The sequence below is a fragment of the Paenibacillus sp. JT31N17 genome (genome assembly GCF_056269255.1).
The window spans coordinates 1666196-1689186 of record NZ_JBWDNP010000001.1 but is presented as its reverse complement, the minus strand read 5'-3'; the positions used below and the strand labels follow the sequence as shown (position 1 = coordinate 1689186).

Below are 22991 nucleotides of genomic sequence, written 5' to 3'. Positions count from 1 at the left end.
CATGTATGGCAATAGTTCGATTGGCTACTTTAGTCGATGTTGATGAACTTGTTCAAATGCGTTGGGAATTCTCAGAAGATGAGCACAGTAGTGGTATAGCGAGCTTTGAAGAGTTTCATAAAATTTGTAGCGAATTTTTGATAAAAGCGATAAAAGGCGGAGATTGGTACATTTGGATTGCAGAGGTTGAAAAAAATATAGTATCGCATATGTATTTGCAGCTAATACATAAAGTTCCGAGGCCTGGTAAGACTCCGGACCCTTATTTCGGCTATGTTACCAACGTCTATACTCGCCCCGATTTTAGAAGTCAAGGTATCGGTACCAAGATTCATATCGCTATGGAACAATGGTCAAAAGAGAATTATATAGAGTTTCTTATCCTTTGGCCTAGTAGCGAAAGTGTGCCGTTTTATTCAAGAAACGGCTTTTTTCGATGTGAAGAAGCCATGGAAAAGCATTGGTGATCCTCTTCTTCTCATTGATTCCGGTCGTGTTGAAGGTATGCTGAGTTTGACGCTTATGCGAATTCGTCCGGTGTCCGTGATACTCTTGCTGCCAGCCACTCCAGGGGAGTGGTTTTTTTCGTTGTGCAGGAAATGGTGCGGTGTGTAGAAATGGGGACAACTTGGCGAATAGGAAGCCGACAAAGAGCGACAAATGCCGATAGCAATTCCGATCATCGATGATGCGATCGCTGAAGAAACTGAAAGCTTCAGGATTCAGCTGCAAGCGACCGGAGAAGGGGACAGCATCTATATTCCGCCCAGGTACGAACACGAAGTGCTGATTCGGGACAATGAGACCACAAGCGTGGAGTTTACTGCGTCTACCGTCTACGAATTGGAAGAATCCAAAATCGTCAAGATCAAGCTTGTGCGGATGGGTTCTGCCGCAGGAACCGCTATCATCGAATATAATACCAAATCCGGGACAATCGAAGAAGGCGCCGATTTTAAAGGTTCGCACGGAGTTGTAGCATTCGCGGACGGAAAACGAGCAAGCTCATACAAATCCCACTCGTTGATGATTCATTGGTTGAATACAGGGAGAACTTTACGGTCAAGCTCGTCGATCCGGATCCCGAAGGCGGTGTGACTCCGGGGTCCAATGCGAAGACGCAAGTGGTTATATTCAATCAGGATCATTTGAACAAGACGCCAATGAACATACAGTTTGCGTCCGCTGCCATCTACGCATTGGAGGAATTTTAATTCTTTTTGTTATCCGAATGCGTTTCTTATGGTAGATTATATTTGATCATTCTATAGGGCACGCATGAATAGGAGGCAAAGGAATGGATTTGAAAGTCATGACCTTTAATCTTCGCATCAACGTCAAACAGGACGGTGCAAATGCATGGCCGAACCGCGTTTCGGAAGTGGTTGAGGTCATACATGAATCTCGTGCATCGATTATTTGCACGCAAGAAGGATCCTACGCGATGCTGAAGGAACTGGAAAAGCTGCTGCCGGATTATGCTTGGGTAGGAGAAGGGCGGCAAGGCGGGCAAGAAGACGAGCACAACGCAATATTTTACCTCCGAAGCAGCCTGGAAGTTTTACAAAGCGGTACTTTCGGGTTATCGGAGCATCCCGAACAGCTGGGCTATAGGAGTTGGAATACAGCCTGTCCGCGGATCTGTACATGGGTACAGCTCGGAATGCAAGGCGGGAAGCGCTTATATATATTCAACACCCATTTGGATCATGTGAGTTCGGAGGCGAGAACGAAAGGCATCCAGCTTATTATGCAGCGGATAGGCGGCTTATGCAGCGAGAAAGGAATTCATGCCGTCCTGGCAGGTGACTTTAACAGTCATCCTGAAAGCGATGTCATTACGATCTTAAATGAGACGAATCTGATCAATGTATACGCTGCTTTGAATGAGAGGCAGGTTGGCAGCACCTATCATGGCTTTGAGGGCGGCGAAATCGGAGAACCCATCGATTATATTTATGTCACGGAAGAGGTTCAAATTGCATCCGTCCTTATTAATCGCAAGAAGTATGAGGGCCGCTATCCTTCAGATCATTATCCGGTGGTTGCATCGTTAAGGCTGAGTTGAGGCTTCTATTCCGGAAAAAGGATCGAAAAGATAGCTATAAAATTGTCGGATGATAATCCAATATGGCGATAAGAACTCTTCTAATCCAGAGTTCTTTTTGGCATGCTCTTCAAAGCTCTTGAATTAGCCCAAACCATATGATCGCTATTTTCATATATTGTCATATGATGTCTCAGCAAACGGGGGTGTTTATGGTGGGGGATTATTCAACAAAACGGAAAAAAGCATCTATTAATATGATTGCGGTACCAAGCTTAATACAAGCTGGCGAATCCTCGACTCTTTCGGGACAAGTACTCGTGAAAGGGCGGGCTGCTGCCGGAATCGTCGTCATCTTCTCCGTACTCGACAGCACGCTTGGCGCCGTTATTCCTGGCATTACGATTACGGATTCCAAGGGCAAATTCACAGCCATATTCAAATCAGCTGTCACCAGTAACCAAGCTGCGTTCAAAGTTGCTTTCGTTTCCGCTGCGCTTCCTTCGTTTCCAGGTGTTTTCACCTCCAGCTCTATCGGCATTCTCGGAGCACGGGATCTAAAGAACAAGACACGCCGGACATGGCGGTCCTCTTCTTCCAAGTAATATGAATTTATAAGAGGCACGTCAGTGAGGAGCTTGCCGCGCGGCAACTCCTTTTTTCGTTTGTTGAAAGCAACGGACAGTTGCGTTGAATGTATCCATTTCACATTACTATTGCTACAATATTTCGCCTGGGATAATATGAACTTATCCTTTTAGAAAGCGAGTGATTATAATGAGAACCAATAAATCCGCTGGCCATGCATTGACATTCGAGGTGCGGAAGGGATAATAGCTTGCACTGATCCCTTCCGTGCAAATACCAAAATACGGAGGGACCTATATGTCTTTTAGTGTTGACAAAATAAATACCGATTTAGTGCGCAGGTTAATAAGCAAGCAATTTCCTCAATGGGCAGACTTACCTGTCAAGCCTGTTGAAAAAGGTGGATATGACAACTTTACATTTCATTTGGGCGATGAGATGAGTGTGAGGCTGCCAAGAGACGAAGGTCACGCTCCGCAGGTTGAGAAAGAAGCGCAATGGCTGCCAGAACTAAGACCTCATCTTTCGCTGCCTATTCCTGTTCCTCTGGCAAAAGGAAGGCCCGGCGAAGATTACCCCTTTTACTGGTCAGTTAACAGGTGGATTGACGGAGAAACCTTAAGGCATGACAACATTTCAGATATGAATGAATTTGCCGTAGATCTTTCTATGTTTATAAAGGAGCTTCAAAGAATCGACGCATCGAAAGGTCCTGCAGGTGGGGAGCATAACTATTTTAGAGGTTGTTCTCTAACTGTACTCAACGATTGGACTTTATCAGCCCTTGAAACTCTGGGGGGGCTAGCAGATGCAGAAAAGTGCCTGAAAATATGGCATCAAGCAACAGCATCCGAATGGACCAAAAAGCCTGTTTGGATTCACGGTGACATCAATCCAGGAAATCTTCTTGTCAAGAACGGCAAATTATCAAGTGTAATTGACTTTGGCATAATGGCAGTTGGCGATCCTGCAGTAGAATTAACCATGGCATGGACATTTTTTGATGACAAGAGCAGGAAAGTATTCCTTCAATCTACAGGCCTTGACATTGAAACGGAAAACAGGGCAAGAGGCTGGGCGTTATGGAAGGCACTAATAACGTACGCATGGGAGGATAAGGAATCCGTATCTGTAAGAGAAGCGAAGAAGGTTATCGATATTTTACTGAATGAATAGCAGATAGGTGTTGTGCCGAACGATCGTTTATTACGATAACCGGGCACGATAGTGGAGGAGCCTTGCCTGATGGCAGCTCCTTTTTTTTTTGTTCATTAAGGGGTCGGGCAGTCAATCGCTAATACATTATCTTCGAGTGTCCAGGCTAAAACTAAACCGCTGGCTGTAAGGAATTTACACCTTTGCAATCTTGCTGTCTTATTCCATATCCGTATAACACTTGAAAGGATTGTGATACATTAATTAAAAATTGATCAGGGAGAAGTGAAGCTGTTATGCATAAGGTAATCGAACCCAAAATTCTGTACTTTGGCTCCTCTGTCGTGCTTATTAGTACGATCAATGAAGACGGGACGCCTAATTTGGCACCTATGTCCTCAGCCTGGTGGCTCAATCAATCGTGTATGCTCGGGCTCAGCAGCAAGTCACAGACAGTTCAGAATTTGATCCGTGAACATGAGTGTGTGCTTAATCTGCCATCCATTGACTTGATTCCCGCGGTTGATCGGCTGACTCTGTTAACAGGCCGCAATCCGGTGCCAGAATCCAAAGCAATGAGGGGCTATCAGCATGAAGCAGATAAATTCGGTGTCGCAGGGTTAACCCGGCTTCCGTCACAAATCGTTCGCGCACCGCGCGTCAAAGAATGTCCCGTCCATATGGAAGCCAAGTTTGTGAAGCTGCATCCCTTCGAAGAACCAAGTTCCCTTGTCGCCATTGAAGTACGCATCGAAAAAGTTCATATCGAAGATGATCTTCTAATAGACGCAAACTCAAACGATGTCGATCCTTCGAAATGGAACCCGATGATTATGAATTTCTGTGAGTATTTCGGTCTTGGCGAGCAGCTTTCAACATCAAAATTAGCTCCGGTTTTCGGACCGGTGAGCTCAGTGAAGCGTGAATAAGACAATTGGCGAAATCAATATGCCAACAACAGCAGAAGTAGATTTGAAAAGATGCGCTCCGGTTCAAGAGTCAGATTCTGCACACAGTTTGACGAATGAGCTGCTTCGGCACGCGAAATCGAACAGACAACTGACCTGCCGACGTTATCCGTTCTCTGCCTGCCGCCGGCCCTCATGGATAATTGTCCGAATATCTTGCAGCGGCGAAAGCCCGAACAGTCTTTTATATTCACGGCTGAATTGCGTTGAGCTTTGATAACCGACGCGCAGCGCCGTTTCTGTCACATTGACCCCGTCAAGCAGCAGCCTGCGCGCCTCCTGAAGCCGAAGCCGCTTTTGATACTGCAATGGGGCCATAGCGGTTACTTCTTTGAATTTATAGTGCAAATTCGAAGCGCTCATATTCCCCAGCTCGGCCAGTTCCTCAATCGTGAAGGGGTTGTCGAAGTTGGCCTTGATCCAGTCAATCACTTTGCTGATGCCGGAAGCTTCCTGATGCAATAACATGTTATTATAAAAAAGCGCTCCATTTTCGCCGTCTAATAAACGGTAAATAATCTCTCGTTTTACCGCTGGAGCAAGGTAATTGGCCGCTCTGGCGTCAGACGACAGCCGGAGGAGCTTTTCAAAACCTTCATATACCTCCACGCTAGGCTTCCCTATAAAGATACCCGGCTTCAATCCTGTTTGCGGACGGGGAACCAAATCGGCTTCCGCAGCGACGGCGGCTACTTCTCCCGGAGTTAGTTCAATCCGTAAAGCCATGTATGGCGAATCAGCCGCAGCTTCCGTCACCTGTCCGTTGACCGGCATATCTACGCTTGCGGCCAGAAAGTCTCCCGCTTCATATTCAATCACCTTTGGGCCAATCTGCAGTTTCTTTCTTCCTTGTAAAACAATACAAAGGGATGGCTTGAGGACTCCATGAGATAACAAGGTAGGGCTGTTTTCCTTTAAAACAGTCAAAAAAGGGACCGTCGTCTGCATAATCCTCCCGCTGAAAGGAATTTGCATGCCTGCGACAAGCAGCCGGTTAAGGATCACCTTCACATCTGCCTGATTGTTATTCATTCCTTTGTCCCTCTTTCGTTTGTATTCTTAGGCAATATTTAAACATGGGAGAATAAGAAAAGCAATGAGTCTGATCGCTCGTTCTATGAACGGCTTTCTGCTGCATGTCCCTCCTCGTTCGACATTTCTTAATCTGCGATTCAGGATGATTAGGCAGAAAATCCGTATGAATGAACTATCGTTCCAAACGGGAATGCTACTATAATAACTTGTGTCAGGGAAAGATTAAGCAGCTTTTGATGAATCTCTCCCCGGCTATGTACGTTACGCTTTTGAGAACAAGGAGGCTATTCCAAATGAAGTACAAGCAACTTGGCAATACAGGTTTACTGGTTTCACGGCTCGCGTTGGGCGCCATGACCTTCAGCAGCGGCCAGGGGATATATAAATTTGTCGGTTCAGTCGGGCAAGAAGAAGCGGAGCAGATGGTAAAAAAGAGTGTGGATGCCGGCATCAACTTCTTTGATACAGCAGATGTTTATAGCGATGGCGAAAGCGAAATCACGCTTGGCCAATCGTTTCGCAACCTGGGGATAACGCGGAAAGATGTCGTAGTGGCTACCAAAGCAGCTATGCGGGTCGGACAGGGCCGGAACGATGTGGGAGCTTCAAGAGGCCATATCATGGATGCCGTGGATGCCAGCTTGAAGCGGCTGCAAATGGATTATATCGACCTTTATCAAATCCATCTCGATGATTTCTTGACTCCTGTTGAAGAAACCTTGCGGGCGCTGGATGATTTGGTTACACAAGGGAAAGTCCGGTACATTGGAGTATCCAACTGGCAGGCCTGGAAAATTGCAGATGCGCTAAGTATTTCGAAACATAAAAACATGGCCCGTTTTGAAACGCTTCAGGCTTATTATTCCCTCGCCGGCCGTGATCTGGAACGTGAGCTGGCACCGATGCTGGAAGCGAAAAAAATGGGTTTGCTGGTCTGGAGTCCGCTTGCGGGCGGTCTGCTGTCAGGCCGTTACGACCGTCATAACCAAAAGGCGGAAGATTCACGGCGGTCGGCGGCCGATTTTCCGATTGTGGACAAGGAGCGCGCCTGGAACATTATTGACACCCTTAAACCCATTGCGGAGGCGCATGAAACAACCCCGGCCGTCGTCGCTTTGGCGTGGCTGTTGACCAGACCCATCGTAACCTCCGTTCTTGTTGGCGCGAAGCGGCTTGACCAGCTTGAGGCAAATCTGGCTGCCGAGAATCTGGAGCTGACCGATGAAGAAATTCGGCTTCTCAATGAGGTAAGCGCACTTCCGCCCGAATATCCGGGATGGATGGTTGAATTCCAAAAAAATGGCAGGCTGGAACCTGTCGAGAGGCGTTTTGGTCCGCGGTAGACGCAGGAGATACAGCAATTGGCCGACTCCCGCCGGTTTCATCATTCGTTTGGTCTTCTAACAAGCGGAGTGGCGGAATTAATATCTCAAGGATTTAGTCGCAGATGGATTGCTGTCCGTCAATAGCAGGTTAATGCGGAAACGACGGGGAGATTGATTTCAGTACGGGCAGTTATACCTTGTAAGCATTCCTTTGTAAAGAGGGATGCTTTTTTTATTTAAAAAGAATATTTAAAATGGTAAAGCCAAATTAAATTTAATGGTAATGAAACGGGGAACAACACAATTTTAAGGCGGCTGTAATTCTCATTGAAACCCCGGTTCTTGCTTTGTGCATATTTTGGTGCCTGGGATAGCGAATTATGCAGCATCAGCTTTTTATTTATCCTCCATGTTCAAATAGCTGTCCTTTTGTTCCCGCAAGCTTAGGGTATCAGCGCCTGTTTATCTAAAATCGATCCAAATAGTCGGATGACATAAGCATTATCTCTTTAAAAGCCGCGTAAATCGCGGATTTTTTGCGTTATGGGATAAAGTTTTTGTCAAATTTGAATGACAAGAGCTCCTTAGCGTGGTGGTAACCTCTGCTTGTATTGGATTATGGGGCAATAAACATGAACACCCTCACCTCTAGGCACTTGCCCGCATAGTTTAATTACATGATCATTATGAGGAGGATATAAGCTTGTACAACAATTATCGAGATACGAACCAGAATCCTATTCAAACCTGCAACAGCATAATAGATGGTTGCTCCAGAAGAACCGGGTATATATCGTTTATAAATAGAGTAAGAGGGGTTTCGGATGAAAGAAGGCAATCTTTAGATACCTGGGATTATGCATTTCGTCAATTGGAAACCCAGGTGAAACAATTTCTCGCTTCCAGCCATAACCCTGTAGTTTTGAATCAATTGCTCCAAAAGAGCCAGTATTTAAATTATGAATTCAACCGGTTTCTTCAAACTCAGTCTTTTCATGGGTCAATTGAGAATATACAGCAGCAATTCGATCCCAATCAAATGTATGATCACAGTGGGAATAAGGTAATCCATGGACGTGAGACGGTCAACGGAGTTCGCCTCCACTATGTGACCGCTGGCTCCGGTGAACCCTTGCTGCTTGTGCATGGTGCACCAAAGACTTCGTTTTACTGGTATAAGCTGATCCCCCTATTGACTGATCGCTATACTGTCATTGCACCCGATGTTCGCGGTTTTGGAGACTCTGGAAGACCAAAGAGCGGCTATAGTATGGATAATATTGCAGATGATCTTGCACAGCTCATGGAAAAATTGGGCTATAATACGTATAAAGTGCATGGCGAAGACTGGGGTGCAGCTTTCTCTTATGCACTGGCGGCAAAATATCCGGACAGGGTGGAAAAGCTTTCTTTTTCCGAAATGATGTTACCGGGTCTCGGATTGGAAGATTGGTCCGTTTTAAAGCCTGAGAACGTTTATTCCAATCACTGGTTTTGGCATATCATCTTTTTTGCTGTGCCTGATGTCCCTGAGTTTTTAATCTCGGGTAAGGAAAGAGAATTTTGGGACAGATTGATGAGGGACGAGTGTTTGGATCCAAGTGCGATTTCAGAGGAGCTCCTTAATGAAGTCGTTCGCGGTTCTGCCGGTCCGGGAGGTCTGCGTCCCATATTCGAAGTGTATCGCAATGATTTTGAAAACATTGCTTTCGTTAAAAAGAACATGCAGCGAAAACTCACGATGCCTGTGATCGCAATAGGAGGTGAGTATTTCATGGATGGGGAAGTTCATCGCGTAGCCGGACTTGTCGCAGAAAACGTAACGCTGGCATCATTAGATTGTGGACATTGTCTGGCCTTGGAGTGTCCTGAACAATTGGCTGGTCTGCTTCGCAATTTTATGGGCTAGTACAGGTCCGATTATAATTGATCTAAGTCCGTCTCGCTAACTGGACACGCCTGTGAATGTTTATTGGATGGATAAGTATTCTACCCTAAGCTTCGGCTCCCCGTCGGCCATACCGGACTCGTATGATCCACTGTTTTGGTACCTGCCGTTTGAGTATCGAACAGTTCCTCGGGGATGGCCTGCACCTGCTGCTGAACTTCCATCAGACCTATCCCGCCATCTCGCTGTCCCTTCTGGAAACCATGAAAGTAACAGAACAAATTCTGGATCGAAGCATCGATGTCGGCGTAACCATTGGACCTGTTATCGATGAACGACTCACGTCAATTTCCCTGTTTCACGAGGAGTTCTCGTTGGCGGTCAGCATGAATGATCCCCTTGCCACGGAGCGCTTCATCCCCTTGGACAGGCTGCATGCCTTGAAGATGGTCATGTTCCCACCCGATCATCAATACCGCAAGCTGATTGACCGCTTTTGTATGGACAGAGGGTTCACTCTGCAGCCGCATATGGTGACGACGACGTTATCCTCCCTGCTCCCAGATGGTACAGAGCGGAGCTGGTGCCTGTGTTCTGCCGCGAATGCTGCTGAATAATCTTCACAATACGGGCATCAAAGTCGTGCACCTGAGGAATCCGACGTCCTTCTCAGGACATTTGTCTGATCTACTGCAGCGACAGATATGTCGGATACGCCATGCGCACGTTCATCAAGACTTTGAGAGCCTACATCGAGACCGCTATTATAAACATGTGGAAGTGAAACTAACACTGCTGGGCATTGCGTAGGGCTGAAGAGAAACGACGATCAAAAATAGGTATACTGTACTCTTAGTACAGCGCGGATTTCCAGTTCCCCCGGTTGGATCGGCGTCGGAACGGCTGCACCTTCTGCGAGCAGCGAGGCTTGAAAGGGAATAGGCGGTTCATTAACCCGTGTTTCCTCGGTTATTTTTACTGGGGTTCTAACCAAGGTTACACCTAACGTTCTTGCAATGGTGTTCGCTTTGCTTTCAGCATTTTGAATGGCAGTCGACAGAGCTTTGTTATAGTATATTTCGAGATTGGTTATGGTGAATTGTATGCTTGAGACGAAGTTGGCTCCGCTCTTGACAGCCGTATCGACAACAACTCCCGTCTGCTCAACTCTATCTATCATGATCTGAAGCAGATGCGTCACCCGGTAGCCTCTAAAAATTTGAGTTCCATCCTCATAGTCATACTGAATTTCAATACTGTAAGTGACCGTCTGCATTTGTTCTCTCGGAATGCTTAAGCTTAACATGGCGTTAATTACATTTGTTACGGCAGCGGCATTTTCACTTTGAGCGGTTTCAAGACTCGGACTTTCCGTTATTACGCCTAGAACAATAATGGCTCTGTTCGGAGCCGTTGAAACCCTTCCTTCCCCCGTAACCTCAATCAATGGCCGGTTATTGTGAGATAAGGGAGCAGCCGTCATAGCAGGTGAAGTCAGCGGATGAGAATAATACATAAGCGCATCAACCTTTCCCGTTCATTGGTATATATGTATTTATCAACGGTCGCGATGATTCCATCCCTTTTGAAGTTTCACGACGTGACTTCAATTAAGGGAGGCACGACAGCACAATGCCGAATGGCAGCCGCGCGGCAGCTATTCGTTACGCTAAAGAGTTCAGCATGGTATTTATTGGAATAGTTAATTGCGGCGAGCTGGAAAAGTTTCTTTCTGCATGCTTTGCCAGTTGTGACTAACCTTCTGCTGAAATTTATGCTAATCTATTGAAAGTATGAAGCGAGAGAATCCAGAAAAGGCGGGCATATGTCATGAAGCTTATGTTTCCACATGTAAATACAGCGGAAGAAATCACAGAGGTGGCACGATTGGCGGCGATAATATGGCGCGAATATTATGTATCCATTATTACAATCGAGCAGATTGACTACATGATTGAAAAGTTCCAATCGGTCCCAGCGATTACGGATCAGATCCAATATCAGGGCTATGAATATTACTCGATCCATCACAATGGCTCCGTAGTCGGATATATGTCGGTCAGAGAAGAAGAGGGCAAGCTCTTCCTGAGCAAGTTTTATATAGCCAGGGAGCACCGGGGACGCGGCTATGCCAGTCAAGCGTTGGTATTCCTGGAGCAGCTCTGCAAAGCCCGGAACCTAAGCTATATTTGGCTGACGGTCAATCGACATAACGAATCCAGTATCGCAGTATATGAGAAAAAAGGCTTCCGGACCGTGCGGGAACAAATTGCGGATATCGGGAATGGATTCATCATGGATGATTATATTATGAAAAAAGTAATTATGGTTCCATAAGCGAAAAGAATGCGATGCGCGAGTACAATATAATCAGAATCGAAAATAAATCTCATCTGATAAGAGGTCGATAATGAATAATTGGAAAGCGACTTTACTTTTAGTGACGGGCATTGGATTTTCAAATTTGGGCAATTGGATATATTTTGTAGCCATTAACATCAAGATTCTGGATCTTACGGGATCAGCAGCGGCTGTTGCTGGGTTGTTTGTGATTAAGCCGATCGCTCAATTATTTACGAACCTTTGGTCAGGCAGTATTATAGATCGAGTTAATGTAAGAAAGTTGATGATTTTCGTTGACGTTGTACGGGGATGTCTCGTTTTTATTATTCCGTTTCTTTCTTCGCTTTGGATGATATACGTGATTATCTTCATGATTGGCCTGTTCGGTTCGTTTTTTGGTCCAAGTTCATCAGTTTATATAACAAAGATTATGCCTGCAGAGGATCGTCAAAGACTGAACTCAATAATGAGTATGGTAAACTCAGGTGCATTTCTGCTTGGACCAGCGATTTCTGGATTGTTAATCATGACAGTGGATGCCGATTTTTGTATTATCTTTAATGCAATAAGTTTTATTGTCTGTGCTTTAATCATCTTTGTCTTACCCAATGTCAAAAAAACTCGGAACCGGTTAAGCCAATGACTAAGAAACTTCTTATTGAGGATTGGAAAGTCGTAGGAAGGTTTATTAGTACGGCAAAACTTTTTTTTATAATTTACGCACTGTTTCAACTTGCTATGATAATTGGCTATTCAGTCGATTCACAGGAAGCAACTTATATCCGATTACATTTGCAATTGTCGGTAAGTAATTATGGAACGATTATTAGTCTGACAGGCCTTGGAGCATTGGCAGGTTCATCTGTTGCTGCAATAATGGCTAAGAAAATATCTTACCGCTGGTATATGAGTGCTGGCACAGTACTTTCAACACTGTTTTATATCACTTTTTATGCTTCGTTTAATTTTATTTCTGCTGCTGTTTCTTTTGTGTTATTAGGTTTTTTTATGTCTTTTGCCGGTGCAGGTTATACCACTTTTGTTCAAAACCATGTCCCCGTTACAATTATGGGCAGGTTCTCAAGCTTAGCCGATGTTGCACAGGGCTTAATTCAAATTGTGTTGACTCTTATTATTGGTTTTATTGCGGAAATGATTTCATTACAATTCGTGTGCCTTATGGTATGTGGTTTGGCGCTGATATTCGGAATTATACTATTATTAAAAGTTCTTTTTGCTTCAAAGTCCGACTATTTTCATACTCAACACAGCGAAACTTTATAATGCGTTCACTTGAATAGAGAAGCAGGCAACGCACTTATAGTTTCATGGAATAGCCGAAGGCGGCAGTTATCCATTTTTATACGAAATAAAACGGGTCAGTTGCATAGACGCAGCTGTCCCGTTTTCCATTCAAACATGTTATTCAAAAACTTCTTTGCAAAAAAATAAAAAATAAATTGACATTGGAGTTGGCTCCAATGGTATCTTGAGTTCATGGAAAAACTTTATTCTATACAAGAGGTTTCGCGGATGCTTGGGATGACAAAGGATACGCTTCGGTATTATGACCGGATAGGAATCGTCTCCCCGTACCGGGAAGACAATCGGTACCGCAGGTATTCGAAGAACGATCTCATCGATTTGATGAATATTCAGATCATGCAGTATGCAGATTTTACTCTTGACGAGATCAGGGGGAAGTTTAGTTTCCGCGACATGGACAATATCGACCATGCTTACTGTGAGGAGGTTGCCGCTTTCCTCGACGCCAAGAACGCAGAAACGCGCAAGAAGATTGCTCATCTGGAAAAGGTCAGTCGGCTGCTCGATCTCGCAGCCGAAACGCTAAGGGACTTTAACAACGAAAGTGACCAGCGTCTGGCCAAGACCGTACGCGAGATTTACAAGGATATCCACAAGAACGAACCGGGAATATCCAAGGAAGGTTGTGATGAATATCAAGGTTAGGAATTTATATTATCTGACTGCAGGCGTCCTTGCGATGCTGTTTGCCGTCACGCACGCATGGAACGGGCAATCCTCTGAGCTGCCGATGCTCGACATTGAGGCGATATCCGTGGAAACCCGGACAGTATTCACGTATGTCTGGCACGTCATCACCGCGGAGAATCTGGTCTTCGGCCTCGCTTTCCTTGTCATGTCATTCCAGAACGAGCGATCAAAAACCCGCTTTGCCGCATGGATGATCTCGGCGATCCTGATCGTCCGACTGATGGTAATTCTTGGTGTAACAGCGTTGATTGACATATCGGGGCTTACGGCTGCGCTTATAGATTCGATCGCCATCGTAATCTATGTCGCCCTTATCATACTGGGCACAAGGATGAAGAAAAAGCAGTACGAGGGTCAGCAACCCCAGTAACAGAGATGTCCGAATTTTGAGATTTTCAAGTATTGTACTATGATAAACTTGATTCCATTTATTTGATTTCAGCGATGGTATGGGACAGTGCCCGTTACTCTAACCGTATACCTAAGGAGTGGTAGAAATGGCGCGTGTTTTATTTATTAATGGTGGATCAGAGGGACATATCAATCCAACGATTGGAGTTGTGCAGGAGCTTGTTTCGCGGGGCGAAGAGGTCGTGTACTTTTCTATAGAAGCTTTTCGGGAGCGTATTGAGCAGACGGGTGCCTCTGTACGAACATTTGACGATCAAAAATTTATCAAAGCCTTTATCTCGGGTGGGAGAGATTATTTGCTTGAACGAATCAACGGTCTTTTGCTTACGTCAGATATAGTAGTGCCAAGCGTTCTTGAACAGATCAAAGGAGAACACTTTGATTACATCATCCATGATTCCATGTTTGGTTGTGGACGTTTACTTGCTCAAATTCTTAAGCTTCCTGCAATCAGCTCTTGTACTTCTTTTGCGCAGACAAAAGGTTCATTCGATAAAATGCTGGAACAATTATCTATAAAAATCCCTACAGAAATCGTTAAACCTATTAATGATAAATTTCAAAGCCTGACGGCAATGGTGAAGGAAAAATATGGTGTGGAAATCCATTCTTCTTACGAAGTATTTTGTAATCCAGCGCCGCTTACAATCGTTTATACAACAAGGGAGTTTCAACCATATGGAGAAGCATTCGACCAAAGTTATAAATTTGTAGGCCCATCCATCTCTTCGCGATTCACTCAAGAAAACTTCGATTTAACTGCAATCAAGGGAACAAACCCCATTTACATTTCACTGGGTACAGTCTTTAATCAAGCAATTGATTTCTATAAGCTTTGTTTTGAGGCGTTTGGGAGCACTGATCATACTATTGTCATGTCTATTGGGAATAGAACCCAAATTTCTGATTTAGGGGAAATTCCTAATAACTTCATCGTAAAAAATTACGTTCCACAAACTGATGTACTGCAACAAACTAAATTATTCATTACACATGGTGGAATGAACAGCACCAATGAAGGTCTCTATTATGGGGTTCCGCTAATTGTAATCCCACAAAGCGCGGATCAGCCGATGATTGCCGGGCGAGTCGCCAATATCGGAGCAGGCATTGCATTACAAATGCAAAGCGTGACTGCAAATCAACTGCGTGAAGCCGTTGATCAAGTGTTAAGCCTCTCGTCCTTCAAGAGAGCTGTTGCAAATATAAGGGAATCCTTTCGAAAATCAGGGGGATATCATCAAGCGGTTGATGAGATCTTCGAATTTAAAAGTCAAAATCATATCTAAATGAGTCAATTTCACAAATCTTTTTCTCAAACAACAAATCGTAATTGCAGATGATTTGCCTAATTGCCGACATAGCAATCCAAAAGAAACTATTATATTCATTACATGTTACCATAAGCCAGAAACATAAATTATTGCAGACAGGTAATCAACTGCTAATAACAATATCCAAGGTATAGAAAGGGGTAAGGCATGGCCAATATCGAGCACTTGCAAACCGTACATGTTCCAGCGTCGAAGGTGTATGAAACTTTAACCACCGCTGAGGGACTGTCGGAAATATGGACCAATGAACTCATTATCAATAATCAAATTGGCTTTATTAATGAATTTCGGTTCGGCAGCAATGACATAACCAAGATGAGAATAGAGGAATTGATCACTAATAAAAAAGTCATGTGGCAGTGTTTAGATTCAGATCCAGAATGGATTGGTACGATTATTTCCTTTGATATTGAAGAGAAGAACGGGAAGTCTTATATTACTTTACGTCAAATGAACTGGAGAGAAGTAACGCCATTTTTTCGCTCTTGCAACTACAACTGGGCTATTTTTCTTTATAGTCTCAAATCCTACTGTGAAGAGGGGCATGGTCTACCCTATCATAAACGTAAGTTTTAATTACCTGCCCTTCAATGAAAACAGAACCATTTTTTAAAATAGAATTAAGCAGCTGAGGATTATATGGCATTCATGTTAAATCCATAAATAAGGGGAGTGGGTCAGATGTTGGAGCTGGAAAGAATTAGAGAAAAAATTATTGCTTTAAGTGAGTCGGATGCTAAAAGCATTTTGATGCTTACAGCCGCTAATTTACAAATGGTAGAGGAGAACAAAGGGGAATTCAAATGTGAGGACTGTGTTACTCAATTGATAAAATTATATAGAAGTATTCCTGATGTTTAAATGAAGAAGCAGGATTTGCTAATGAGCTTTTCCGGCGAGAGCATGATGATTCTTAAAATCCCATTTGACAAACAAGAGAATTTAATCTATTTTATATGCTATAGCATATGTTAATCGCTTATAGAGAAGAGGAGCAAATATAGACAAAAATAATGTGGAATTATATAATCTCACTGGTTTCCTTGTTCATCGTACAGACGTGAAAATGAATAATTTTTTCACAAAAAAGCTTAAAGAATATGAAGTAACTCCTGACCAATGGGGAATTATCTGTGTTCTTGACGGGGAAAGAGCAACGAGTCAGAAAGAGCTTGCCGAAGCCATTGACAGAGATCAAACCACTGTTGTAAGGATGATCTACTCCCTTGAAAAAAAAGAAATCGTAAAAAGAATACAAAATGATTCTGACAGACGTTCCCACAACTTGTTCCTTAGCGACAAAGGAATGGGTCTCAAAACAAAGCTTTTGCCGATTGTAATGGCTGCTCATGATTATGTAACCAAAAATTTGAGTAATGAGGAACTTCTCTTGTTGCATGCGCTCCTTGACAAACTGTATTCAAGCGTAAAATATGAGTAAGTGTTTATCCTTTTATCCGAGAATCCGAATTTTAATATCAGGTTACGCAGTAAGAAGTCTCATATATATGCTATAGCATATAAAAAGCGAATATTGAAAACTGGAAAGAGAGTGATTACGGATATGTTATTGATTATTTTAAAAGTTATATTGGGCATTTTCTTCATGTTTACAGGAACGAAAATAGTCTCTGGAAAAATGGCAAATGAGTTTAGACGATTTGGCCTTCCCTCCATATTTAATTTCTTAACAGGGTCTATTGAGATTGTATGCGCTATTGGGATGATTGCGGGAATATGGTTTCCAATCGCGGCGCTGTTAGCCGGAGTTCTGTTGGGAGCGACAATGCTTGCTGCAGCCTTTGTTCTGCTTGTGATCGCACGTGATCCATTTAAAAAAGCTATTCCATCTATAATATTGTGCCTGCTGTCTATTACGATTGCACTTTATCACTTTGATTTCTGATATTGAATCGGGAGATGTGGACGGCGGTATCTTCCAAGTATTGCAATCAGGGGGCGACTTCCGGAAACGGCAGTATCCCCTTGTACATGCGTACTGTGCTTTGATAGGCGCGTTTCATCCGCGTCAGTTCTCCCGCGTGAAATTCGTCCCGCTTTCCAATCGCTTCTTGAAGCGGCACGATGAGGCATTTCGCGGGTTTGCCATGCTTTGCGATGCTTACCCAGGTCGGTATTCCCTCTACGCCGGCTAGCCGGACGGAGCCATTGGAGTTTTTGCGAAGCTTGAGGCGAACGATGATGCCGGTCAGGGCGGCGTCCTTACGGTGCAGCCGGGTGGAGATAAAGTTGCCGAGCGAGTAGATGGCGAACCGTTTTCTCGTCCGTCCCCAGACGTCCTTCACAGTTCTGATCACCGCCGGCTGAAGGACATGCGGGTGCGAGCCCAGCACCACGTCCGCGCCGTGCTGGAACAGGAATTGGACCCACTCCTTCTGATTGGCGGCAGGGCTATGTTCATACTCGAATCCAAAGTGCATGCACACGATGATAAAATCAGCGGCGGCCTGCAACCGTCTCAGGTCGTTTTTTATTCTCGCGCGGTTGAGCTTTTTGACGCCAGCGGGCTGCCCCTTCGGTATAGGCATGCCGTTCGTGTCCCGCGTATACGACAGAATGCCGATACGGATGCCTTTGACATTCCGCACGCAGAGCCCCCGCGATTCCTGCGCGGTTCGATAGGTTCCGGCGTGGGCGAGGCCGTACTTGTCGAGCACATCCAGCGTCCTTTTGAGCCCGCGAACGCCGTAGTCCGCGCAATGGTTGTTGGCTGTAGCAAGCACATCGAAGCCGGCAGCCGACAGCGACTGCGCGAAGGCGTCAGGGCTTTTGAACAGCGGATTGCCGTTCTTCGGATTGCGCATTGTCTTCCGAAAGCCTGCATCTGGACCTCCTGCGAAGGTAGTCTCCAGATTGCCGATCGTAAGATGGGCATCCTGCAAATAATGGGCGACCGGTTCGAACATCCGCTCGAACTTGTAGTTTGCCCCTCCCTGATCGTCCGTGCCGCCCCCATGCCCGCCGATACGAAGCAACCGGTTGAGCAGCGGCTTCATTAAGAGATCACCGACTGCCGCAACGACAACCTCCTTTGACATCCCATCGTCCCCCGATCGATTAGGCTAAAATCCGTTATGCCAACATATGCTGACCGGGATGACTTGGTGTTTGGGGCCGATTTGGGAACGTAAACGGGACTTCAGCCGCCCCGTCAGCTGACGTTGTATCTGAGGGTGGGCATATCAAGAATGAAGAATCCATAGTGTAACAATCAAATCCACCTTGAATTCAGGTGGTTTTTTTGATATGGCCTCACAGCAAAACAAATCGATTCGGTATTTTCCTAGTCTATGAATCTATCGGCGCCCCTTTTCAGATAGAGATGGTATATATCCAAACCGTTGTTCTCTCACCGCATAAGATAGAGTATCAAGTCCAAAGGAGGTTGATGAAAGATGTCAATTGTAACTTATTCAACAGGTCCGGTAGAAAATGCGATCAATATCAGTACACTGCCGGGTGAATCCAGAACGTTTTTAGTAAAAGCGGTAAACAATGGCCTTTCCAGCGCAAGGGTTAAAATTCAATTGTTCCGTTTGAACGGAAAGAAGGTTTTAGTTGCTACAAGAACATTTACACTTGCTGCAGGATCATCCGACTACCGTGTATTAAACGTTGCTCAACTGTTTCAATTCGAAGTTCAAATCAAGACAGACAGCAAAAAAGTGCTTGTATCCGGATGGGGAAAAAATGCATCCGGACGGCTGGTAGCCGCTCACCGTTATACGCCAGAAGAATTCGCCAAAAAAGTAAACTAATCACTCTGCCGCAGACTCAACTTTAAAATGTCCATGCCCGCTTGCGGGCATGGACATTTTAGCTATAGTGTTCTCCAAAACCGGAACAACACTGTGAACTTGCCCTGAAAAACAGACAATTCAGGCGGGAGTGCTCCAGGCACTTCCGTTTTGTGCGTTTTAATTGACTATGAAATAATTTAATCACCCATTAAGCTTGTGACCGTGTATGTGCTTTGAATTTCGGCATATGGGATAGCAGACAAGCTCTGACACACTTCTAAAGCTCCTTCTATAAGCTGACTTCCATTGCCCAATCTTGCGTTCAGGTAAGATAAGAAAGTCCCCAGGCCTGCCATTTGTTGAATGAGAGGATTGGGGACAACAGTAAATCGTTTTATTATTATTCCAAATGCAAAATTTCAAACTCATCCTGAGCGAATGATTTCTCTGCATAATTTCCACCCCAGGTGCAGAGCGATCTCAAAATTGGCTCAAGCGATTGACAAAGTTCTGTAGTTGAATATTCGACTTTCGGAGGTACTTGATTGTACATTTTCCTACTGATGAGTCCACTCGCTTCTAATTCTCTAAGCGTTTGAATGAGCATTTTTTGAGTAATATTGGGTATCAGTCTCTTTAGCTCGCTCGTCCGTTTTGGGCCTTTTATCACATGGTATAAAATAAGCCCCTTCCATTTCCCTCCGATTACCTCCAAAGTAACCTCCAGGTCACAGTAATATGTTTTCATTTTTGAAATAACATCTCCCGATTACAGTTATCACTTTTTAATTACTATATAACAAAAAAGTGTGTACTTTGTTTATTATTACGATTAATTCATAATATCATTCGCTGGCGTACATGAATAGCTCTTACTGCCGCAATCATGTCGTACGTCGTACTGAATGCTTAATTTGGGACACTTCGAAACCTCGAATTTGTCAATTTGATTATGGCGATTAATGCGATCAACTGCTGGAATCAAATAGGAATTTCAACGGGCATGGTACCTGGAGAATATCAGCCGGCCGAACGCAAATAGCCGCAGCCGAAATCCCACACTTCGGTTTGAAGGGGGACTTGTCATTTTATGTTGGAGGACAATGTATGAGGAAACGTAAAGAATCCTTATGAAGCTGCTTATATTACTCAATTATCACTTTTAGGTGACTATATAACAAAAAAGTGTGTACTTTTATTCAGGTTACTTTTGATCCATAATAGCAACTATAAGAAGTTCAGTACCTTACCTTTTTTCGAAGGATAATGGCAAGCAGGACTTCCTATACGAAACTAAAATTATTCTTAAAGGAGAGTCATAATATGGGTAAGTTTGATGGTAAAGTAGCGGTTGTAACAGGAGGCACCAGCGGTATTGGTCTTGCAACAGCACAGCAATTTGCAAAAGAAGGCGCGCATGTTTTTATTACAGGCCGCAGACAAAGTGAACTGGATGCAGCGGTGAAGCAGGTTGGGAAGAATGTAACGGGAATTCAAGGCGATATTTCCAAGTTGGAAGATTTGGACAAGCTGTACGAGACCGTGAAGCAAGAGAAAGGACACTTGGATATCCTCGTTGCAAATGCGGGGTTGGGATCCTTGCTGCCACTGGGCGAAATTACAGAAGAGCAATATTACAAAACATTTGACGTCAATGTAAAAGGAACCATATTCACGGTTCAAAAGGCACTTCCCTTGTTTCCGGATAAGACAGGTTCGATTATTCTGACGGGGTCCACTGCTGGCGCAGCGGGGATGCCGGCGTTTAGTATCTATGGCGCATCGAAGGCGGCAATAAGACAGCTGATCCGCAGCTGGATTCTGGATCTGAAAGGGACAGGAATTCGTGTCAACGTCCTTAGTCCAGGAACCGTTCATACACCGGCTTACGATGACTTATTCGGAGCCGAGTTAAATAACTTCCTTGAACAGGCCAAGAATGAGATACCGCTAGGCAGAGTGGGGAAAGCCGAAGAAATCTCGAATGCCGTCATGTTCCTGGCCTCTAATGAAAGCAGCTATATAAATGGGATTGAATTATTCGTAGATGGCGGAGTTGCACAAATTTAATTCGGAATTATACCCTAAGATCTTTAATTGATGAAATGATATGATGGCATCCAGCTTTATCTTGCCAACATATTTGTAACAAAACCATCGCCCAAATTGGACGATGGTTTTGTTTGCTATGGAGCTATGGAGATTCACGACTTGTGACAAGATCATCCCGTTCTCTAGGGAAGTGCCTGATCCGGACGCGCTGCACCTGACCCTGATAAGCATGCGTTCCCATGACAAAAGCTTCGCACCACGCTCCTGAATGGGCAATTCGCGGGCTTTTCTGGAAGAGAACGAGAAACGGACACATGTTATGATGTTCAATGTTCATTTTTGAGAGAGGTATTCGCATGAGTTGCAAAGAGATCGCGCATAATATTTGAACCGTACGATTGACCGCTGAACTCCCGGCGTCCGGAATGCATCGGCATGAAGGTTCATCGAAAAAAATCCCTCCCGTTATTATGCAGGGACGTATTTTGATAGTGGAGCGAAAGCTGGTGGGCCGTTCGTTTCGGGCGACTAGGCAGTATGCACGACGGGCGCATTTTCCTCATCCGTCTCCGGCTTCTTCTGCAGGCGCGCTTTACCGAGGGTAAGGGCGATGATTGCGCCGGCGGCCATTACGAATAAGGCAAGGATGAAGCCGTGGGAGATGGCGTTTCCGATCGCATTTCTCATGAAGGCGAGCAGATCTGCCGGCATTTCCGATGCGCCGCGGAGGACCGTCTCCGGATTGGTCAGCGTCGCTGCCTGCTGGTCTGGGATTTGGAATTTGGCGATTGCCTCCTGCGAGGAGTTCTTCAGACTCGCATTGACGAGCACGGCCATGATGGAAGCGCCCATCACGCCGCCAATATTGCGCCAGAAGCCGACGACGGAGGAGGAGATGCCGATGTATTTCGTATCTACGGCCATCGCAACCGCGCTCTGGCCCATGCTCATCAGCGGTCCGATTACGCCGAGACCCAGCAGAATCATAATGCTGATGACCTGCCAATACGGCATATCCGGCGAGAGATTCATGAGCAGGAGAGAGGCGACGACGCCGAGCGCCATATTCACGAACATCACCGACCGGAAACGAAACTTGGCCGAGACGAAACCAGCCGCGATCGCGCCCCCGATCAGCGAGGCCATCATAGGCGTCAGGACGCCGTTGGAATTGGCCTTGCCAAGCACGCTTGTCGCGTAGAGCGGCAGGTACGTGATGGCTGAGAACATGATGAATCCCTGGCAGAAGCAAAGCAGGCTTGTGCCGAGCACCAGTCGATGCTTGAAGATGGAGAGGGGGAGCATCGGCTCTTCGGCTTTGGATTCCACCCGCAGGAATGAGACCGCGCCGATCGCACCGATTGCGAATAGTCCGATGATCTGCCAGGAGCTCCAGGCATAATCCTTGCCGCCAAGTTCCAGCGCGAGCAGGACGGAGACGGTCGTCATGATCAGCAGCACTGCGCCGAGATAATCGATCTTTGGCTTGCGCTCGGCCTTCGATTCGCGAAGGGAGAAGAGGAGCACGAGCATCGACGCGATACCGATCGGCAGGTTGACGTAAAAGCACCAGCGCCAGCTGAAATGCTCCGAGATCAGCGTCCCGAGCTGAGGTCCGGCGACGGACGACAGGCCGAATACGGCGCCCATGACCCCGGACAGTTTGGCTGCCTGCTTGGGGTCGCCGAACAAGGTGAAGATAATGGAGAACGAAATCGGGAATACAGAGCCAGAGCCGATGCCCTGAATAACGCGGAACCAGATCAGCTGATCAATCGTTTGCGCCATGCCGCAAAGAGCAGAGCCGATAAGGAATAAGGATATGCCAATCAGGTAAAACTTCTTGCGACCGAACAAATCGGACAGCTTGCCGAAAATCAGCATGGTGCTGGTGGCCGCAAGCATGTAGGCGGTAAATACCCACGAGATTTTCTCGAAGCCCCCGATGTTCTCGATGACTTTGTTGACGCTGGCGGAAACGATCGTATTATCCAGTGAAGCCATCAACAATCCTAACGCCATGGACAGGACGATCAGTCCCGTATGTTTCGAAGCTGTTGACATAGCA

General features: G+C 45.4%; 27 protein-coding genes. 22 read left to right on the top strand and 5 right to left on the bottom strand.

Annotated elements, in window-relative coordinates; all coding sequences use genetic code 11:
* Nucleotides 1-5 precede the first annotated feature (5 nt).
* From AC0YOB_RS07115 to AC0YOB_RS07090, 6 genes are all read left to right on the top strand, one after another.
* Complete coding sequence (locus AC0YOB_RS07115; RefSeq protein WP_475792172.1) at nt 6-467, top strand: GNAT family N-acetyltransferase; 462 nt, start codon at nt 6-8, stop codon at nt 465-467.
* Between the two features lie 193 nt (nt 468-660).
* Complete coding sequence (locus tag AC0YOB_RS07110; RefSeq protein ID WP_475792171.1) at nt 661-1098, top strand: Calx-beta domain-containing protein; 438 nt, start codon at nt 661-663, stop codon at nt 1096-1098.
* A 199-nt stretch (nt 1099-1297) separates the two neighbouring features.
* The gene (locus AC0YOB_RS07105; RefSeq protein WP_475792170.1) at nt 1298-2068 is read left to right on the top strand and encodes an endonuclease/exonuclease/phosphatase family protein; all 771 of its coding nucleotides are present in this window, start codon (nt 1298-1300) and stop codon (nt 2066-2068) included.
* A gap of 299 nt (nt 2069-2367) precedes the next feature.
* On the top strand, nt 2368-2652 hold the full coding sequence (locus AC0YOB_RS07100; RefSeq protein WP_475792169.1) for a hypothetical protein: 285 nt from the start codon (nt 2368-2370) through the stop codon (nt 2650-2652).
* 280 nt (nt 2653-2932) lie between these two features.
* The gene (locus tag AC0YOB_RS07095) at nt 2933-3811 is read left to right on the top strand and encodes an aminoglycoside phosphotransferase family protein (protein WP_475792168.1); all 879 of its coding nucleotides are present in this window, start codon (nt 2933-2935) and stop codon (nt 3809-3811) included.
* 275 nt (nt 3812-4086) lie between these two features.
* On the top strand, nt 4087-4719 hold the full coding sequence (locus tag AC0YOB_RS07090; RefSeq protein WP_475792167.1) for a flavin reductase family protein: 633 nt from the start codon (nt 4087-4089) through the stop codon (nt 4717-4719).
* A gap of 144 nt (nt 4720-4863) precedes the next feature.
* On the opposite strand, the gene AC0YOB_RS07085 is transcribed toward AC0YOB_RS07090, so the two are convergent.
* Nucleotides 4864-5790, bottom strand: a complete 927-nt coding sequence (locus AC0YOB_RS07085; protein WP_475792166.1) for an AraC family transcriptional regulator — start codon at nt 5788-5790, stop codon at nt 4864-4866.
* A 296-nt stretch (nt 5791-6086) separates the two neighbouring features.
* On the opposite strand from AC0YOB_RS07085, the gene AC0YOB_RS07080 reads away from it, so the two are divergent.
* The 3 genes from AC0YOB_RS07080 (at nt 6087) to AC0YOB_RS07070 (ending at nt 9623) form a co-directional block, all read left to right on the top strand.
* The gene (locus AC0YOB_RS07080) at nt 6087-7136 is read left to right on the top strand and encodes an aldo/keto reductase (protein ID WP_475792165.1); all 1050 of its coding nucleotides are present in this window, start codon (nt 6087-6089) and stop codon (nt 7134-7136) included.
* Nucleotides 7137-7821: 685 nt separating this feature from the next.
* The gene (locus tag AC0YOB_RS07075; RefSeq protein WP_475792164.1) at nt 7822-9027 is read left to right on the top strand and encodes an alpha/beta fold hydrolase; all 1206 of its coding nucleotides are present in this window, start codon (nt 7822-7824) and stop codon (nt 9025-9027) included.
* Nucleotides 9028-9176: 149 nt separating this feature from the next.
* The gene (locus AC0YOB_RS07070; RefSeq protein ID WP_475792163.1) at nt 9177-9623 is read left to right on the top strand and encodes a LysR family transcriptional regulator substrate-binding protein; all 447 of its coding nucleotides are present in this window, start codon (nt 9177-9179) and stop codon (nt 9621-9623) included.
* Nucleotides 9624-9835: 212 nt separating this feature from the next.
* Here the strand turns inward: AC0YOB_RS07070 and AC0YOB_RS07065 are convergent, their stop codons facing one another.
* The gene (locus tag AC0YOB_RS07065) at nt 9836-10522 is read right to left on the bottom strand and encodes an SIMPL domain-containing protein (protein WP_475792162.1); all 687 of its coding nucleotides are present in this window, start codon (nt 10520-10522) and stop codon (nt 9836-9838) included.
* Nucleotides 10523-10638: 116 nt separating this feature from the next.
* Between AC0YOB_RS07065 and AC0YOB_RS07060 the strand changes: the two genes are divergently transcribed.
* The 11 genes from AC0YOB_RS07060 to AC0YOB_RS07010 all read left to right on the top strand — a co-directional run bounded on the left by AC0YOB_RS07060 (nt 10639) and on the right by AC0YOB_RS07010 (nt 17016).
* Nucleotides 10639-10764, top strand: coding sequence for a hypothetical protein (locus tag AC0YOB_RS07060; RefSeq protein WP_475792161.1), 126 nt, complete (start codon nt 10639-10641; stop codon nt 10762-10764).
* Nucleotides 10765-10836: 72 nt separating this feature from the next.
* Complete coding sequence (locus tag AC0YOB_RS07055; protein ID WP_475792160.1) at nt 10837-11343, top strand: GNAT family N-acetyltransferase; 507 nt, start codon at nt 10837-10839, stop codon at nt 11341-11343.
* Between the two features lie 73 nt (nt 11344-11416).
* The gene (locus AC0YOB_RS07050) at nt 11417-11992 is read left to right on the top strand and encodes an MFS transporter (protein WP_475792159.1); all 576 of its coding nucleotides are present in this window, start codon (nt 11417-11419) and stop codon (nt 11990-11992) included.
* A complete protein-coding gene (locus tag AC0YOB_RS07045) occupies nt 11989-12633 on the top strand; it encodes an MFS transporter (protein ID WP_475792158.1) in 645 nt (214 codons plus the stop codon). Before AC0YOB_RS07050 ends, AC0YOB_RS07045 begins: the two co-directional genes overlap by 4 nt.
* 213 nt (nt 12634-12846) lie before the next feature.
* Nucleotides 12847-13320: a MerR family transcriptional regulator gene (locus tag AC0YOB_RS07040; RefSeq protein ID WP_475792157.1), complete on the top strand. Its 474-nt coding sequence runs from the start codon at nt 12847-12849 to the stop codon at nt 13318-13320.
* Complete coding sequence (locus AC0YOB_RS07035) at nt 13304-13735, top strand: hypothetical protein (protein WP_475792156.1); 432 nt, start codon at nt 13304-13306, stop codon at nt 13733-13735. Before AC0YOB_RS07040 ends, AC0YOB_RS07035 begins: the two co-directional genes overlap by 17 nt.
* A 127-nt stretch (nt 13736-13862) precedes the next feature.
* The gene (locus AC0YOB_RS07030; RefSeq protein WP_475792155.1) at nt 13863-15065 is read left to right on the top strand and encodes a macrolide family glycosyltransferase; all 1203 of its coding nucleotides are present in this window, start codon (nt 13863-13865) and stop codon (nt 15063-15065) included.
* 192 nt (nt 15066-15257) lie between these two features.
* Entirely contained in the window at nt 15258-15686 is a 429-nt protein-coding gene (locus tag AC0YOB_RS07025; RefSeq protein WP_475792154.1) for an SRPBCC domain-containing protein, read from the top strand.
* 105 nt (nt 15687-15791) lie between these two features.
* Entirely contained in the window at nt 15792-15971 is a 180-nt protein-coding gene (locus tag AC0YOB_RS07020; RefSeq protein ID WP_475792153.1) for a hypothetical protein, read from the top strand.
* Between the two features lie 205 nt (nt 15972-16176).
* Nucleotides 16177-16551 carry a MarR family winged helix-turn-helix transcriptional regulator gene (locus AC0YOB_RS07015; protein WP_475792152.1) on the top strand — a complete coding sequence of 125 codons (375 nt, stop codon included), beginning with the start codon at nt 16177-16179 and terminating at the stop codon, nt 16549-16551.
* 123 nt (nt 16552-16674) lie between these two features.
* The gene (locus tag AC0YOB_RS07010; protein WP_475792151.1) at nt 16675-17016 is read left to right on the top strand and encodes a DoxX family protein; all 342 of its coding nucleotides are present in this window, start codon (nt 16675-16677) and stop codon (nt 17014-17016) included.
* A 46-nt stretch (nt 17017-17062) separates the two neighbouring features.
* Here the strand turns inward: AC0YOB_RS07010 and AC0YOB_RS07005 are convergent, their stop codons facing one another.
* Complete coding sequence (locus AC0YOB_RS07005; RefSeq protein WP_475792150.1) at nt 17063-18169, bottom strand: CapA family protein; 1107 nt, start codon at nt 18167-18169, stop codon at nt 17063-17065.
* 357 nt (nt 18170-18526) lie between these two features.
* Here AC0YOB_RS07005 and AC0YOB_RS07000 point away from each other — a divergent pair, with 357 nt between their 5' ends.
* Complete coding sequence (locus tag AC0YOB_RS07000; RefSeq protein WP_475770791.1) at nt 18527-18889, top strand: hypothetical protein; 363 nt, start codon at nt 18527-18529, stop codon at nt 18887-18889.
* Between the two features lie 382 nt (nt 18890-19271).
* On the opposite strand, the gene AC0YOB_RS06995 is transcribed toward AC0YOB_RS07000, so the two are convergent.
* Nucleotides 19272-19619 carry a winged helix-turn-helix transcriptional regulator gene (locus tag AC0YOB_RS06995; protein ID WP_210047002.1) on the bottom strand — a complete coding sequence of 116 codons (348 nt, stop codon included), beginning with the start codon at nt 19617-19619 and terminating at the stop codon, nt 19272-19274.
* Nucleotides 19620-20194: 575 nt separating this feature from the next.
* Between AC0YOB_RS06995 and AC0YOB_RS06990 the strand changes: the two genes are divergently transcribed.
* Nucleotides 20195-20941, top strand: coding sequence for an SDR family NAD(P)-dependent oxidoreductase (locus AC0YOB_RS06990; RefSeq protein ID WP_475792335.1), 747 nt, complete (start codon nt 20195-20197; stop codon nt 20939-20941).
* A gap of 510 nt (nt 20942-21451) precedes the next feature.
* On the opposite strand, the gene AC0YOB_RS06985 is transcribed toward AC0YOB_RS06990, so the two are convergent.
* Entirely contained in the window at nt 21452-22987 is a 1536-nt protein-coding gene (locus AC0YOB_RS06985; RefSeq protein ID WP_475792149.1) for a DHA2 family efflux MFS transporter permease subunit, read from the bottom strand.
* Nucleotides 22988-22991: the final 4 nt, after the last annotated feature.